Origin of the sequence: Methanobrevibacter sp. (assembly GCF_051877095.1) — an archaeon.
Lineage (GTDB): Archaea > Methanobacteriota > Methanobacteria > Methanobacteriales > Methanobacteriaceae > Methanocatella.
On the sequence record NZ_JBJEIO010000013.1, the window covers coordinates 40,209 to 56,684 of the forward strand.

General features: G+C 28.4%; 16 protein-coding genes. 7 read left to right on the forward strand and 9 right to left on the reverse strand.

Annotated elements, in window-relative coordinates:
- Positions 1-79 precede the first annotated feature (79 nt).
- Positions 80-436 carry a hypothetical protein gene (locus ACI389_RS07780; protein WP_439780964.1) on the forward strand — a complete coding sequence of 119 codons (357 nt, stop codon included), beginning with the start codon at positions 80-82 and terminating at the stop codon, positions 434-436.
- A gap of 20 nt (positions 437-456) precedes the next feature.
- Positions 457-2,115: a phenylalanine--tRNA ligase subunit beta gene (gene pheT / locus ACI389_RS07785; protein WP_439780965.1), complete on the forward strand. Its 1,659-nt coding sequence runs from the start codon at positions 457-459 to the stop codon at positions 2,113-2,115.
- A 158-nt stretch (positions 2,116-2,273) separates the two neighbouring features.
- Here the strand turns inward: pheT and ACI389_RS07790 are convergent, their stop codons facing one another.
- Together ACI389_RS07790 and ACI389_RS07795 are read right to left on the reverse strand one after the other, a co-directional pair.
- Positions 2,274-2,678, reverse strand: a complete 405-nt coding sequence (locus ACI389_RS07790) for a secondary thiamine-phosphate synthase enzyme YjbQ (RefSeq protein ID WP_439780966.1) — start codon at positions 2,676-2,678, stop codon at positions 2,274-2,276.
- Positions 2,679-2,731: 53 nt separating this feature from the next.
- A complete protein-coding gene (locus ACI389_RS07795) occupies positions 2,732-4,468 on the reverse strand; it encodes a right-handed parallel beta-helix repeat-containing protein (RefSeq protein ID WP_439780967.1) in 1,737 nt (578 codons plus the stop codon).
- A gap of 389 nt (positions 4,469-4,857) precedes the next feature.
- Here ACI389_RS07795 and ACI389_RS07800 point away from each other — a divergent pair, with 389 nt between their 5' ends.
- Complete coding sequence (locus ACI389_RS07800; RefSeq protein WP_439780968.1) at positions 4,858-7,845, forward strand: right-handed parallel beta-helix repeat-containing protein; 2,988 nt, start codon at positions 4,858-4,860, stop codon at positions 7,843-7,845.
- 45 nt (positions 7,846-7,890) lie between these two features.
- Here ACI389_RS07800 and ACI389_RS07805 read toward each other — a convergent pair whose 3' ends face one another.
- Genes ACI389_RS07805 through ACI389_RS07820 form a run of 4 tightly spaced genes read right to left on the reverse strand, consistent with a single transcriptional unit; the run spans position 7,891 to position 10,288 of the window.
- Complete coding sequence (locus ACI389_RS07805; RefSeq protein WP_439780969.1) at positions 7,891-8,112, reverse strand: hypothetical protein; 222 nt, start codon at positions 8,110-8,112, stop codon at positions 7,891-7,893.
- Entirely contained in the window at positions 8,112-8,807 is a 696-nt protein-coding gene (gene rpiA, locus ACI389_RS07810; RefSeq protein WP_439780970.1) for a ribose-5-phosphate isomerase RpiA, read from the reverse strand. Before rpiA ends, ACI389_RS07805 begins: the two co-directional genes overlap by 1 nt.
- Positions 8,807-9,244, reverse strand: coding sequence for a UPF0179 family protein (locus tag ACI389_RS07815; protein ID WP_439780971.1), 438 nt, complete (start codon positions 9,242-9,244; stop codon positions 8,807-8,809). The genes rpiA and ACI389_RS07815 overlap by 1 nt, the downstream gene beginning before the upstream one ends.
- Entirely contained in the window at positions 9,245-10,288 is a 1,044-nt protein-coding gene (locus ACI389_RS07820; RefSeq protein WP_439780972.1) for an NAD(P)-dependent glycerol-1-phosphate dehydrogenase, read from the reverse strand.
- Between the two features lie 234 nt (positions 10,289-10,522).
- On the opposite strand from ACI389_RS07820, the gene proS reads away from it, so the two are divergent.
- Genes proS through thiD form a run of 3 tightly spaced genes read left to right on the forward strand, consistent with a single transcriptional unit; the run spans position 10,523 to position 13,345 of the window.
- Positions 10,523-11,926, forward strand: a complete 1,404-nt coding sequence (gene proS, locus ACI389_RS07825) for a proline--tRNA ligase (RefSeq protein WP_439780973.1) — start codon at positions 10,523-10,525, stop codon at positions 11,924-11,926.
- 9 nt (positions 11,927-11,935) lie between these two features.
- Positions 11,936-12,607: a 2-phospho-L-lactate guanylyltransferase gene (gene cofC, locus ACI389_RS07830; protein WP_439780974.1), complete on the forward strand. Its 672-nt coding sequence runs from the start codon at positions 11,936-11,938 to the stop codon at positions 12,605-12,607.
- Positions 12,608-12,610: 3 nt separating this feature from the next.
- Positions 12,611-13,345, forward strand: coding sequence for a bifunctional hydroxymethylpyrimidine kinase/phosphomethylpyrimidine kinase (gene thiD, locus ACI389_RS07835; protein WP_439780975.1), 735 nt, complete (start codon positions 12,611-12,613; stop codon positions 13,343-13,345).
- Between the two features lie 23 nt (positions 13,346-13,368).
- Here thiD and ACI389_RS07840 read toward each other — a convergent pair whose 3' ends face one another.
- Positions 13,369-14,121 carry an ABC transporter ATP-binding protein gene (locus tag ACI389_RS07840; RefSeq protein WP_439780976.1) on the reverse strand — a complete coding sequence of 251 codons (753 nt, stop codon included), beginning with the start codon at positions 14,119-14,121 and terminating at the stop codon, positions 13,369-13,371.
- A 9-nt stretch (positions 14,122-14,130) separates the two neighbouring features.
- Positions 14,131-14,880, reverse strand: a complete 750-nt coding sequence (locus ACI389_RS07845) for an ABC transporter permease (protein ID WP_439780977.1) — start codon at positions 14,878-14,880, stop codon at positions 14,131-14,133.
- Positions 14,881-15,125: 245 nt separating this feature from the next.
- Here ACI389_RS07845 and ACI389_RS07850 point away from each other — a divergent pair, with 245 nt between their 5' ends.
- Positions 15,126-16,058 (forward strand): lysostaphin resistance A-like protein, encoded by a 933-nt coding sequence (locus ACI389_RS07850; protein ID WP_439780978.1) that lies wholly within the window; start codon positions 15,126-15,128, stop codon positions 16,056-16,058.
- A 16-nt stretch (positions 16,059-16,074) separates the two neighbouring features.
- Here the strand turns inward: ACI389_RS07850 and ACI389_RS07855 are convergent, their stop codons facing one another.
- Positions 16,075-16,410, reverse strand: a complete 336-nt coding sequence (locus tag ACI389_RS07855) for a carboxymuconolactone decarboxylase family protein (protein ID WP_439780979.1) — start codon at positions 16,408-16,410, stop codon at positions 16,075-16,077.
- Positions 16,411-16,476 lie beyond the last annotated feature (66 nt).

The window sequence follows — 16,476 nt, forward strand, 5'->3', positions numbered from 1 at the left end:
AAATATCTTTTAATAGGTAACTATATTATATAATAAAACTAAAATATTAGTATTATCAATTAAAAGGACTGTAAGAAAAATGCAAATGATTTGGTTTTATGTTGCCATTGTTTTAGCGATAAGTGATGTATTACATACTACATTAATGTGGAAAGTTTTAAATAACTTTTATATTTTGTTAGGTGTGTTTATTCAACAATCTACTCATTCTTCATGGCAGACTTGGTTAATTCATGAAACAATGGAAGCAGCATTCCATTTTATCATCTTATCAGTTGTTTTTTTAAATCCAATTATTGGATTATTAGCAGCCCTGATTCATTTTATAATAGATGTATCCCATACAATATTACTACCTAATTTAGGTGAATTAGAACATAGAGCTCTTCATTTTGTTATTGAATCTCTATTCTTTATGATAATATATGGGTTATAAAATCTAATGGAGTTATTTAAATGCCAGTTATTACATTCAAATATCAAGATTTAAAAGATTTAGGAATAGATATGGAAAAAGACGAATTAATCGATACTTTACCAATGATGTCTAGTGATATTGAAGACTTTGATGATGAAGAAATTAAAGTAGAATTCTTCCCGAACAGACCAGACAATCTCTCTGTTGAAGGAGTAGCTAGATCATTTAAAGGATTTATTGGACAAGAAGTAGGTTTTCCAGACTATAAAGTTGAAGAATCTGGCGAATATGTTACTGTAGATAATGATGTTGCAGCAATTAGACCATACATTGGCTTTGCTAAAATAGATAATGTTGATTTTTCAGGAGATAAATTAAAATATATTATGGATTTCCAAGAAAACCTCCATTGGGTTATTGGAAGAGATAGAAAAAAAGTAGCTATTGGTATTCATAATGCAGATGCTGTAAATGGTCCATTTAAATATATTGCAACTCCAAAAGATGACAATTCATTCGTTCCACTTGAAAAAGATAACAAAATGACTCCTCACAAAATATTAACTGAACATGATAAAGGAAAAGACTATGCTCATTTAATTGAAGATTTTGAAAAATATCCATTAATTCTTGATAAAGATGACAATGTATTATCAATGCCTCCAATTATTAACGGAGAATTAACTAAAATCAAAGAAGATACTCATAATATTATTGTTGATGTAACTGGTACTGATGAAAAAGCAGTTAATCAGTCTTTAAATATTATTTGTTCATCTTTTGCAGAAGTAGGTGGTCAAATCAAGTCTATGGAAGTCAAATATGAAGATAAAACAATAATAACTCCAAATTTAACTCCTCAAGAAATGAATGTTCATGTAGCTACTGCTAATGAATTAATTGGTGGAATTAATTTAACTGCAGACGATATTAAAGAATTATTATTAAAAGCTCGTTTTGATGCTGAAATAATCAATGAAAACGAAGTTAAAGCTATAATACCATCATATAGAGTAGATATTTTACATGAAGTAGATATTGTTGAAAATATTGCAGTACAATACCATATTAACGATGTAGTTGCAGAACTTCCGGACATTAATACTGTAGCTTATGAGAATAACTGGTTTAAAGCAGAAAGTACAATTCGTGAAGTAATGATTGCAATGGGCTTCCAAGAAGTAATGAGTTTAATGTTAACCAATGAAGAAGCACATTATAAAAAAATGAACCAAGAAGAAGCACCTCATGTTCAAGTTGCAAGACCAATTACAATTGATAGAACAATTATTAGAACCAGTTTAATAAACTCACTTATGGAATTTTTAGAAGACAATAAACACGAAGATTTACCTCAAAAAATATTCGAAATAGGAGATGTTCTATACTTAGATGAAACTAAAGAAAATAAAACCGTTTCTTCCAAAAAACTAGCAGCACTCGTTTGCCACTCAACTGCTAACTTTACTGAAATTAAATCTATTATGAGTAGTGTTTTATCAAATTTAGGATATACTATGGAAATTGAGGACAGTGAAAATAAAACTTTCATTGAAGGAAGAGTAGCTAATGTAACTGGTGAAGCTCAAAAAGGTACCATCAAAGGATTCTTTGGTGAAATATCACCTGAAGTTATTACAAACTTTAACTTAGATTATCCAGTAATTGCATTTGAAATAGAATTTATTAACAAATAAATTCTTTAATTCTTTTTTTAATACCATAATTTTCTCATTTGAATTTCTATTTGGGAATAATTACTTAGTTCTGGTGTGACATCATAATTATTAAAAAATACTGTTAAAATAAATAAAATAATCACAATAACTATTAAAATAATTAACCATTTATTCAATTATTCACCAACCATTGTCAAAGTTATTGTTCTATTGTCTCTTGGCCCATCTAATTCTATAAAAAATACAGATTGCCAAGTACCCAAATCAAGTTTCGCATTTTTTATAGGTAAACATTCACTTGATGAAAGTAAAAATGATTTTAAATGTGACATTGCATTGTTATCAATTCTATCATGAGAATAACTAAATTTATCTGAAACAATATTATCAAGGCAAAATTCTAAATCATCTAATAATCCTGCTTCATTTTCATTAACAACAATAGCTGATGTGGAATGTTTCGAAAAAATAGATATTATTCCCTCATCAATATTAATCAATTCATTAATTTTAGAAGTAATGTCAATTATTTCAAAATTTTTATTCGTGTTTATTTTTAAAGAATTAAATTTAATAGTCATCAAATATATTTTATTAAAACTTGTTAATAAATAAAAAAAGAAAAAAGAAAAGTTTAATTTTCTATTTCAGGTTTTCTCCAGTAACCATAAATAATCATTCCCATAATTGAAACAATGCTTAATACTACAAGGCCTGAAGTGTCAGTGATTTCTTTTGAAATTTTACTTGGAGGGACTATTTCATATGCTTCGCCCTCTTCAGATTGTTCACCTTCATTGGAATCTCCAGCATTAGTATCACCATTAGTTAAAGCACTATCACCATTATCTGATGAATCCTGATATAATCCAGAAGCATTCGTACCATAAACTCCAAAATTCATAGAATTTGCGAAATGAGCACTTTTTGAAGTTCCATTATCAGAATTTCCACCTTTTGAAGCACCATTATCATTATTTAAAGAATCATCAGGTTTTGTTCCTGAGTTTCCATGATTACCATCTGGTGATGTTGATGTCGATGAATCAGGACCATCATTCTTATCACCATATGCTGTTTTATAAGTATATTTAACTGGTTTACCACCAATCATTACTTCAACTTCATATTCAGTGTCTGGATCAAGATTTGCATCAATTATAGCTTTACCATTTACAAATTTTGCAGTATACTGATTTCCATTAATATTAACCTTTATATCAAAAGTACCGAATTCATTAACTGCTTTTCCATTAGTATCATACATTTGAAGACCAATACCATTTTTAATTGAAAAAGTTCCCATTTTCATGATACCTGCAAGAAGCATAGGACAAACAAATGTATTTGCATCATCAGTTGAATCAAACCAATTATCTCCCAGTTTAAACACTGGCAACTCAGGATTATTTTTAGCTTGGTATCCCTCATTATGAGTTAAAACATTGTATTTAACTTCTAATCTTGAAGAACTTCCTTCTTTTGCTGTTTTAAAATCAGCTCCAAATAATAATCCATTACCTGATTCAAATGCTCCTAATTCATAATCAGTATGACGTTTATTATTAGTAAAAGTATTTGCATTAATAACATCATAACTTGAAATTGAATTTATATAAATCCCATTAGGATTTTCATAAGCCAAATTGTATTTAATTATATTTCCAGTAGTCTTATTAAATAAGGAAATCCCATTAAATCCATTATGATGCACAGTATTATTAGTTACATTACAATAGTAAATATTTGAAAGATGTATTCCTGATCTTTTACTATAAGAAACTGTATTTTTAGAAATTGTTGACCTTTTAACATTTTCTAAATGAATTCCATTACCAGTAACTTTTGAAATATTATTAAATAATACACCTACATTATTTGAGTTTTTAACTAAAATACCTGTTTTTCCATTTTGAACAACAACATTTCTGATTGTTGTATTATCTGATGAATCAACAACAACACCATAATCACTATTGGATATAATAGTTAATCCTGATAATATACTTCCAGAACTATGAGATGTGAAATAAAACCCGAAAGAATTGCTTAATCCCAAATTCTTTGCCCTATCAGTTATTTGGTCTAAAGTATGAATTTTTGAATTTTTATTAGAAACAATATTTAATTTCTTATCAACAACTAAAGAAATATTCTTATATTCTTTATCTGTAAATACAAATTCATCTCCATCTTGTGCATTATCAAACATTGTCTGAATTTCATCATTGGACAAATCTGAACTTATTTGATAAGATGAACCAATAGTTGGACTAATAGTAGCATTATCTGGTGTATCACTTGCACTGACAGTTGAAATGACACATAAAGCAATAACACATATGAATAAAACATTTAAGAATTTATTCATATCCATCCTCCTATATATACCAATCCTCCCCATATAAATTTAAAATCAATACATCAAGTAAAAATAATTTAAACTAATATGAAACTATTTTAATATTGACTAAAATTTAATACTCAAATCACCCCAATTATTATTAAAAAAGAATGAACCGTATTAATATTCATATTGATTTCATAATATATCATTTACTTAATATAGATATATAAATTTTATTAAAAAATAAGACTAAAAATAAACTAAATCATTATTTTGAAAAAAATAACTCATTTATATTTCATAATTAAAGTATTCTAATTTAAATATAATAAAAAATATAACATGTAACATATTGCTTATCGACAAATATTGTATCTTTAAGCAATATATTATATAAAGATGAGGAAATAATAATGAATAAAAAAAGACATATGTTAGTTATATCATTAGTTTTACTCTTATTTCTTTGTATAAGTAATGTATCTGCTGAAAATACAACTTCAGACAATAATATATTACAAGAAAATAATGATATACCTACATTAGATGAAAGTAACAACTACGTTACTCAAACATCTTCACAACACACTATTACAGCTGGATCAGATAGTGATACAATCCAAAATACAATTAATAGTATGAAAGATGGAGATGTTCTTAACTTTGAAAAAGGAACTTACAAAGATATTTGTATTTATGTAAACAAGAGCATTACAATAAATGGTAATGGTGCAGAATTAATAGGATATGACACTCCTTCTAAAAATAACACTCCTGAAATTATCTACAAAGATACTAATGACGGAGGATATGTAATTGAAAATTTTGCTACATTATACATTGTTAAAGCAGATAATGTTGTGATTAATGGTTTAAAAATAATTGGTGGTGCAAATAGTGCTGCTACTTATTCTAATGCATTAGTATATGCAATGAATGCAAACAATTTAACTTTCAAAAATAATACTTTAGATGGATCCTCTTGGGGATTATACTTTCAACACTGTGCTGATGGACATGTAACAAATAATACCATTAAAAATCAAAAGACAACAGGATTTTTAAACTTTGGATCTGCGAGAACTCTAATTGAAAACAACAAAGTGATTAATGCTAAAAATCATGGTATTGATGTAAGACACGGAACCGGACCAAATGTTAAAGTTATTAATAATACTGTGATTGGCTCAAAAGAAGGAATTTACTTAATGCATTCATCCGGCCATACTGTTTCTAACAACACTTTAATTAACTGTACTATCAGTTCAATTAGTTGTTATGGTTCATCAAATATTAAATTAAATGGAAATAAAATGCAAAAATCTAGAATTGGTATTTTACTTGGTGGTGGATACAAAGACATCATTGTTGGTGAAAATATATTTGCTTTAGATAACTTACCTTTCCCACCAACCTTTGTATATTATGTTGCAGAAGCAAAATCTGAATACCAAGGTCCTGAAGATATGATAGGTACATTCAGTGATAGTTCTTCCTTTAATCCTAATTACATAGCATTTACAGGAATTACTGAACCAAAAGATATTAGTATTAATTATGATTCTATTTTAAATAAAACTGGAACTGAATTTATTGTTCCAGAAGGCTCATCAAATACTGATATTCAAAACATTATCAATAACATGGCTGACGGAGATACATTAAGTTTCACTCCAAATGCTGTTTACAATGACATTTCAATTTACATTGATAAAAATATTAAAATTATGGGTAACAATGCTACTTTAGTTGGATGTACTGGAATTAACTTTAACAATGAAACACAATACTTAAATAATGTTGCAGAGAAAGTTAAAAAACCAACTAACGATGGAGGATATGCTATAGCATACAATGCAGTATTATATGTAGTAAATACTACCAATGTTGCTGTAAGTAACTTAAATATTAAAGCACAATATCCTAAATACGACACTACCAAAGTTAACGAAAAAACCAACGAATATAAAACTGCAGGAATTTTTGCAGGTTCAAATTCCAATTTAATAATTACTGGATGTGACGTAAGTGGTGCTTCTTGGGGTATTTTCCAAGAATCCTGTAGTGATAGTATAATTACCAAAAATAATGTCCATGATGTATACACCACAGGTATTATGAACTTTCGTTCTCCTAATGGAATTATTGCTGAAAATACAATTACCAATGCTACTAATCATGGTATTGATGTAAGACACGGAACCGGACCAAATGTAACTGTTTTCAATAACACAATTTCTAGTGCAAAAGAAGGAATTTACCTTATGCACTCTACAGGACACACTGTATACAACAATACTATTTCAAACTGTAAAATAAGTGGAATTACAGCTTATGGATCTGGAAATGAAGTTATATTTAACAATTCAATTTCTGGAAGTAGAATTGGTATTTTACTTGGTGGAGGATACTACAACGTAACCATCGGTGAAAATTCATACAATTTAGATTTCTTACCATTCCCTCCTACTTTTGTAAGTTACCTTGTAAGAGCAGATAGCAAATATCAAAGTGCAGACGATGTTATTAGAACTTACTCTGATAAAGAAACCGTAACCATTAATGCATCTGATATAACCACAGGATATAGAAAAGGTGAATTTAATTTTACATTAATTGGTCAAAATGGAGACATATTAGCAAATAAAAATGTAATCATCAATATTAATGGTATTGATTATTCTCTTAAAACTAATGAAAATGGAACTGCAACTATTTCTCTTTCATTACCTACAGGTACCTACAATGCAATTATTAAATTCGCAGGTGATGATAATTATGCTCCAACTAATGTAAATAAAACTATTACAGTTACAGATGACAGAATTACAACATCTTTCTCCTCAGCTAATAAAAATCTTTACTTAACCATACTTGTTAAAGGATACTCTTACAATGTACTATTCAAAGATGCAAATGGTAAAGTTTTAGCTAATAAAAAAGTAACTATGAACTATGATGGTAAAACTTATACTGCAATAACAAACTCAAAAGGAATAACTGTATTTAAAATAAAAACTACTACTCTTGGATCTAAAAAAGCAACCATCAAATTTAATGGTGATAATACATACAAACCTGTTACCAGAAACGTAGTAATTAAAGCAATAAAACAACCATCAAAAATCACTGCTTATAAAAAGACTTTCAAAGTAAAAACAAAAGTTAAACAATACACTATTGCTTTAAAAGACAATAAAGGTAAATATATCTACAAAGGTACTGTTTATCTTAAAGTTAACGGTAAAACTTACAAAGCAATTACCAATTCTAAAGGTAGAGCTACATTTAAGATTACTGGATTAACTAAAGCAGGAAAATTCACAGCATCCATTAAATATAATGGAAACAACTATTATAGTTCCACAAATACTAAAATAGTATTAACAACTAAAAGATAGAAGAGATATATAAAATCTCTTTTATTTTTCTTTTTTTAAAAAAAATTAATAATATTTCTTTTTACGATCAACAGCAAAGTAAATAATAGCAATTCCAATTAAAATCAAAACAATTTGAGGAAATATTACAAAAAATAATGCAGGAATCATATTTAACTCAACAAGCAACCATAAAACACCATAAATTACAATTAATACTCCAAATATAATAGCTATTTTGTAACTCATATCCTTTAAATCAAATGGTATTCCAGCACCAATAGGCATTATATCATCTCCAACTCTTTAGTACCATCATCTGTACCAACAATAACTTTATCAACCATTTGTGTAAATATTCCATTTTCAACAACACCTGGAATCGTATTTATATCAATTTCTAAGTGCTTTGGTGATTCTATTTTATCAAATTTAGCATCAATTACAAAATTACCATTATCAGTGATTACAGGACCATCTTTTCTTTGAGCCATTCTAATTTCACATTTAGCTCCCATATCTTCCAATTCTTTAATTACCATACGAGATGCATCAGGCAATACTTCAACAGGTACAGGGAAATTACCTAATTCTTTTACAACTTTTGATTCATCAACAATGACAATAAATTGATCTGCAGCATAATCAACAATTTTTTCTTTTGTATGGGCTGCTCCACCACCTTTTATTAAATTAAATTCATCATCTACTTCATCTGCACCATCAACAGATAAATCAATGTCATTTTCTTCAAGAGTAGTAATTGGAATATTCCATTGTTTTGCAATTAATAATGACTGGAAAGATGTTGGAATACCTTTTACATTTATTCCTTCTTCTTTAATTCTCATACCAACTTTTTCAATGAAAAAGTGAGTTGTTGAACCAGTACCTAACCCTAAAACCATTCCATCTTCCACATATTCAGCAGCCTTGTATCCTGCATTCTTTTTACTAGAACTATTACCACTAGTGTTTTTCATTATATCACAAATCCTAAAGTAAGTTTATTGAGTTTATATCCTTTTTTACATTCCTCTTTATGTTTTCCATTGTTATTCAATAAAATACATTTATCATTTTCTTGTAATCCCTCTGGGAAACATAAATCATGGAATTCACATGTCTCATCACAATCAGGAGCATTAAATGTAAATGTAGATCCTTCAAAAATATTTTTAGAAGCAGTTAATAAATCAACTTGAGCCCTATCAATTTCAACAGGGACTACAATACCCCCAGAGTGAATTGGGCATTTCTGCTCATTCTCTTTGACATTTACAACAACATATTTTCTATTTAATTCTAAGTTTCCAACACAAGATGATTTGAATCTACAATTTTCACATTCATCAGCTGGACCTAAAAAAACAAATTCTTGACCTTTTTTAGCCAAATCTTTACCTATTAATGTAATCATCTAAATCACCTCAGTTTTATAAGCAAGCTCATAAGCTGCTTCACGAGAAATTCCATTATCACCTAAAATAGTGTATCTATTAGGTCTAATCTTATTTGCCATAACTAATGCATCGATTATTTCTTCATCAGATATACCGACATCAGTAGCAGTTGTTGGAGCTTGAACTGCTTCCAATGAATTCTTAATACTTTTCCAATCACCACCATGTAAGTACATCATCATTATTGTACCAATACCACATTGTTCCCCATGTAAAGCAGGCTTTTCAAGAATCTTATCTAATGCATGTGAGAACAAATGTTCCGATCCGCTTGCTGGACGTGATGAACCTGCAATACTAATAGCCATTCCTCCACTAAACAATGATTTCATAACAATACGTGCACTAGGTTCAAGATTAGGTTTAATATTAGTTATATTATCCGTAATTAAATGAGCAGACATTATTGATAACGCAGCAGCAGATTCACTAAATGATTCATTTTTTAAACGATGAGCTAATTCCCAATCTTTTATAGCTGTAAAGTTAGAAATTAAATCAGCACACCCTGCTGCAAGTAACCTAAATGAAGACTGTGCAATAATCTCAGAATCAGCAATAACTGCTATTGGAGAGTGTGCTGCAACAGATATTGAAGTATTCGGATTTTTTATTGATGCTAAAGGAGATACAATACCATCATGTGAAGCTGTTGTTGGCATGGATACAAAGTATACGCCTTTATTGAATGATGATAATTTAGCTACATCAATAACTTTTCCACCACCAACACCTAAAACAGTAGTTTTAGAAGTTATTAACTCTTCAACTTCTGAAATTGATTCTTCAGAAGCATTAGCAACCTTAATTACCTCATAAGATAAATTATTCTTTTCTAAGCTCGCAATAACAGGTTTTGCACCAATATTATAAGTATGTGAACCAGTTACTATTAAAAAATCATCACTTAGATGTAAAGAATTACAGATTTCAGCCGTATCATGTACAATACCTGGATCTATGTAAACTTCACGAGGCATTTGTATTTTCCTATTAGTCATAATATCTCCTAAAAATAAATTATAATCAATATTAATTATTATAAAAATAGTTATAAATAATTTTCTTATTCTAAAAGTTACACTTGAAATGTACCTCTTATTACATATAATTCATAAGTTATAACTTATAACTTATACTAAATAAAACATTAATTTTGTTTATTATATAAATTAAATAAACTTAATACTTATTAAAAACAAAAAGTTTAATGTTATAAAATTTATTTAGGTGATATGGTGGAAAATTTTGATGAATGGTTTCATGATATTTTAGAAAATGCAAATATTACTGATTCAAGATATCCTATTAAAGGAATGGCAGTTTGGATGCCATACGGTTTTCAAATTAGAAAACACACAATGAATATTATTAAAGAATTATTAGATAAAGATCACGAAGAAGTACTCTTTCCAATGCTTGTTCCTGAAAGTGAACTTGCAAAAGAAGGAATTCATGTAAAAGGATTCGAAGATGAAGTATACTGGGTAACTAAAGGTGGTCAAAGAGAATTAAACGAACAATTAGCACTAAGACCTACTAGTGAGACTGCAATTTATCCAATGTATTCATTATGGATTAGAACACACATGGATCTTCCAATTAGATATTATCAAATTGTAAATACCTTTAGATATGAAACAAAACATACTAGACCTTTAATTCGTGTAAGAGAAATTACAACATTTAAAGAAGCACATACTGCTCATGCAACTAAAGAAGAATCTGATGAACAAATCCAAGAATTTATTGAGATTTATAAAGAATTCTTTGACGATTTAGGACTTCCATATTTAATTTCTAAAAGACCAGAATGGGATAAATTCCCTGGTGCTGATTATACAATGGCTTTTGATGTAATTATGCCTAATGGCAAAACATTACAAATAGGTACTATCCACAATTTAGGTCAAACTTTTGCAAAAACATTTGATATAACCTTTGAAGACAAAGACGGAGAACACAAACTTGTATATCAAACTTGTGCTGGATTATCTGATAGAGTAATTGCTTCCGTAATTGGAATTCACGGAGATGAAACTGGATTACGCTTACCACCTAAAGTATCACCAAACCAAGTTACAATTATTCCAATTTTATTTAAAAAAGGAAAAGAAGAAGTTTTAACAAAATGTAGTGAAATTAAAACTATATTAGAAAATGCAGGACTTAGAGTAAATATCGATGATAGAGACATAAGACCTGGTAAAAAATTCCACGATTGGGAATTAAAAGGAACTCCATTAAAACTTGAACTTGGACCTAGAGACTTAGAAAACAATATTACAGTAGCTATGAGAAGAGATGAAGGAAAAAAAATTGAAATTGCTCTTGATGACTCTTTAGCTGATAATATTATTAATTTATTAAATAAAACCGAAGAAAATTTATCTTCATCTGCATGGAATTTCCAAGAAAATCATGTTAAATTTACAGAAAAAATAGAAGAAGTTAAAGAACTTGTTGAATCTGGTAATGTTGTTAAGTTCTACTGGTGTGGGGATGAAGCTATTGGTAGGGAAATTGAAGAACAAACTGGATATGACATTTTAGGTATTCAAGAAGAAGTCATGGAAGGTAAATGCATCTCAGGTAAAGGAGATGCTAAATATACTGCTTTAATAGCTAAAACATACTAAGTGATTAAAATGGATAATTTCTACGCAATAATTCCAGTGAGTAAGTTCAAAAATGCTAAAACAAGACTTTCCCCTTTTTTATCAGAAGAAGAAAGGGAAAAACTCTTAAAAGTAATGCTTCAGGATGTAACTGAGGCTTTAAAAAAGCATGTAGATAAAATATTCATTATTAGTAGAGATGAAGATGTTCTAAAGTATGCTGAAAGCTTAAACCTAGATACTATCTTAGAAAATGAAGATTCAAACTTAAATAAAGCATTAAGACAAGCAATGAAAGAATGTAAAGGAAAAACAAGAAAAGTAATCATTGTTCCTTCAGATGTTCCTTTAATTGGGAAAACAAATATTTCAATGCTAATTGAAGCTTCTAAAAACTTAGATTTCATAATAGTACCATCAAAAGGTGGTGGAACTAATATGATTATTATGAAACCTATGGCAATACACACTAAATTTGAAGGATTAAGTTACAAAGAACATGTAAATGCTGCTGAGCGAAAAAAATTAAATCCTCAAGTTCATGATTCTTTATTTATGGCATTGGATGTTAACACTGCTGAAGATTTAGGTGAAATCATGATTCATGGAGAACATACTCACACTAGAAAATACTTAAAGGGACTCAAAGTTAAAGTAGAACCTTACCGTGGAAGTGAACGTTTAAAAGTCACAAGGAGTTAATTAATGATAGTAATGTCTATTGCAGGTGTTGATCCATCTGCCGGTGCTGGTGTTTATGCTGATTTAAAAACATTTCAAGCTATTGGAGTTTATGGAACTGGAATTGTTACAGCAATCACTGCACAAAATCCATATAAATTCTTTTCAACATCACCTGTTTTACCAGCCTACATTGAAGAACAAATGGATGCAGTTCTTGACTCTTATGAAGTGGAATTTATTAAAACTGGAATGTTATATTCACCAGAAATTATTAAATTAGTTTCAAAAAAGATTAAAGAATATAATCTAAAAGCAGTAGTTGACCCTGTAATGGTTGCAACATCCGGTGGAGACCTAACCAAAGAAGACATTGCAGATGCATTTAATAAATATTTACTTCCAAATTCAATGTTAACCACACCAAATATAGCTGAAGCTGAAAAATTAACAAATTTGAAAATAAACACAAAAGAAGACGCTATTAAAGCTTCTAAAAAGATAGTTTGTAATAATATTATTACTGGAGGTCATCTAGATGGTTTAAACACTATAAGCATTGATGATGAAGTTACAACTATCAAACAAGAATTAATAAAAACAGAAAATTTACATGGTACTGGTTGTAATTTATCTTCAGCAATTGTTGCATACCTTGCTAAAAATAATAACCTTAACACATCAATCGTGAAAGCACTAGATTATGTGTATGAAGGAATAAAAAATGGAAATTATGGCACATTAATAGCTAAAATATAATAAAAAGGATAAAAGAATATAAATTATTCTTCCATATTTAAATCTTTAACAATAGACTCCTGAATTGCAATAAATTCCGGAGATTGTCTTTTTCTTGGTCTTTCTAAATTTACATCGACAATATCTGAAATTCTACCAGGATTTTTGTCTAAAATAACAATTTTATCTGCTAAATAAACCGCTTCATCAACATCATGAGTTACAAAAACAATTGTATTCTCAAATCTTTTCCAAACTCCAATTAACTGTTCTTGAAGATTATGTCTATTTTGCATATCCAATGCAGAAAACGGCTCATCCATGAGTAATATAGGTGAATGATTAAGCAAAGATCTAATAATTGCGACCCTTTGTTTCATACCTCCAGAAAGTTCATGTGGATAGCTATCTTTAAAGTCAATTAAACCGACACTTTTCAAATACCTTTCAGCAGCTGCAATATTTTCTTCATTAGAACCAGATTTTGTCATCTCCAAACCAAAAGTTACATTTTCAAGAACTGTTAACCAAGGAAATAGAGAATATTGTTGGAAAATAACTGCTCTGTCCCCAGATGGTTTTTTAACAACCTCACCATTTGCAACAATTTCACCAGAACTCGGAGTTTCAAGACCAGCAATTAATCTTAAAAGAGTTGTTTTACCACATCCAGATGGTCCTAAAAGACATACCAATTCACCATCATTAATAGTTAAATTAATATCTTCTAAAACAGACAAATTTTCTGACTTTTTAGTTTCAAATTTTTTATAAATATTTTTAACATCAATTGACATGCAAAACACCTACCAAAAGATTCTATCTTGAACTTTACCAAATACAAAGTCAAATACAAGTCCAATCAAACCTATTACAATCATACCAACAACAGTTGTACCGGTATCGAAAAGATTTGTTGCAGTTAAAATCATATAACCTAAACCACTACTTGATCCAATCATTTCAGCAGAAATAGTACACATTAACGCAATACCAATACCAACTTTCAAACCAGAAACAATATATGGTACTGCAGAAGGTAATACTATCCTTTTTAAGACATTCCAATCATTAGCACCAAGGGTTTGTGCAGATTCAACCAGAACCTTATCAGTCCTTTTAACACCATCAATTGTATAAATTAAAATTGGGAAAACACAACCCATGAAAATGATAAATACTGCTGGAAAAGTACCTATTCCAAACCATAAAATAGAAAATGGAATCCATGCAACTGGTGGAATCGGCCTTAAAATACTGATTACGAAAGTACATATGTCTTCTAGTCTTTTATACCATCCAAGTAAGATTCCAAGAGGAATAGCTACAATAGATGCCAATATTAAACCCGCGAATACTTTGTACAATGTATCAATAGTATTGGCTAAGAGCTTACCATTTTCGATTACTACTAATGCTGAATTCACCACATCTAAAGGACCCGGTAAGATATATGAATTAAATAGTCCAAAAGCATTAGTAATAAGATACCAGAATAGTATCAAAATTACTGGTAAAACCAAAGGAATAAATTTATTATTATAATTTTCAAACATTAAATCACTTATTAAAAATTAATACACTAATACTTTTACTTTTCATATTATAAAAACTTTTAAAAAATAAACATTAAGAATCATAATTCATTAAATAGCTTCTATGCCCATTATAACATAATTATCATCACTTAAACAGACTCAATACTTAAAATTCCAAATAGCATTGTTTATATAACTAAATTTTTTAAAGATACTGTTAAATAGCATAAAAAAAGAATATACTTCTAATAGGATGTTATAAAATGAACTCAAATAAAAAATTTTTCTCAAAAATAGGATTCAATTACTTAATTTATGCAATATCCACATTAATAATTACAATTATTTTAGCAAACATTATTGCATTTACAAAACCAGAAATTCTTAATAATATAAATATATCAACAATTATAACAGCTATTAGCAATTACCTTTTGCCATTACCCATCTTAGTATTTTTAATGAGAAAATTAGATGCTAAAAAACTAGAAGTCAATAACCTAAATATTAAAACATTTTTAACATACCTTTGTATTGCATTTACATTAATGTGGATTGGGAATATTATTGGAATCATAATAACCAATGTACTTGGTGGAGCTATTCAAAATGATATATCCAACCCTATTAAAAATTTGATTAATTCTACTGATTTATGGTTAAATATTTTACTAATAAGTATTATTGCACCAATTTTTGAAGAATTTTTCTTTAGAAAGTTATTAATTGACAGAACAATTAAGTATGGGGTTAAAATATCAATTATATTATCTGCAATTCTTTTTGGATTATTCCACGGAAACTTAAATCAGTTCTTTTATGCCACATTACTAGGTGGATTTTTTGCATATGTTTATATAAAAACTGGAAAAATAACATATACCATTTTATTACATATGACTATAAACTTAACAGGATCAGTTGTCAGTTTATTTTTAACCAAAAGTGTAACTAACTTAATCACTGGAATAATTAATCCTTTTGATTTGAGTTTTGTAATAATCTACTCATTAGTATTCATAATTGCATTATTTATTGGAATAATTAATCTTTTAAAATATAAAAAAGCAAAATTCAATGGTAAAAAAACGGAAATCTCATTAAAACAACCATTAAAAACAACATTTTTAAATGCTGGAATGCTTTGTTTTATACTATTTTTTATTATAAAAATGATTTTACAAACTATAAGTTAAAAAAAGAGAAGAAGAATTATTCTTCTTCAATAGCTGCAGTAACACTGTTTAATATTTGAAGTGATTTAGAAAAAGCAGGCATTCCTGATGTTAATAACACAACTCTTAAAACATCAACGATTTCATCTTTTGTAATGCCTAATTCTTGAATAGCACTTTGTATTTGTTTTTTAGTAGCTCTTGCATCTGCACGAGAAGCAGCAATACCAATAGCTATTAATTTCTGAGTTTTATAATCTAATGATTTACCATTCCAAACAGTAGAGTTTAAATTATTTACAAGTTCATATAAATCAGGATTATCATCTTCCAATTGATTTATTCCTTTTCCATAGTATACTTGGTCTTTCATATAACTCCTCCTAATATATGATTAATTATTTAATTATTTTTTATAATATAAATAATTAATTAGAAA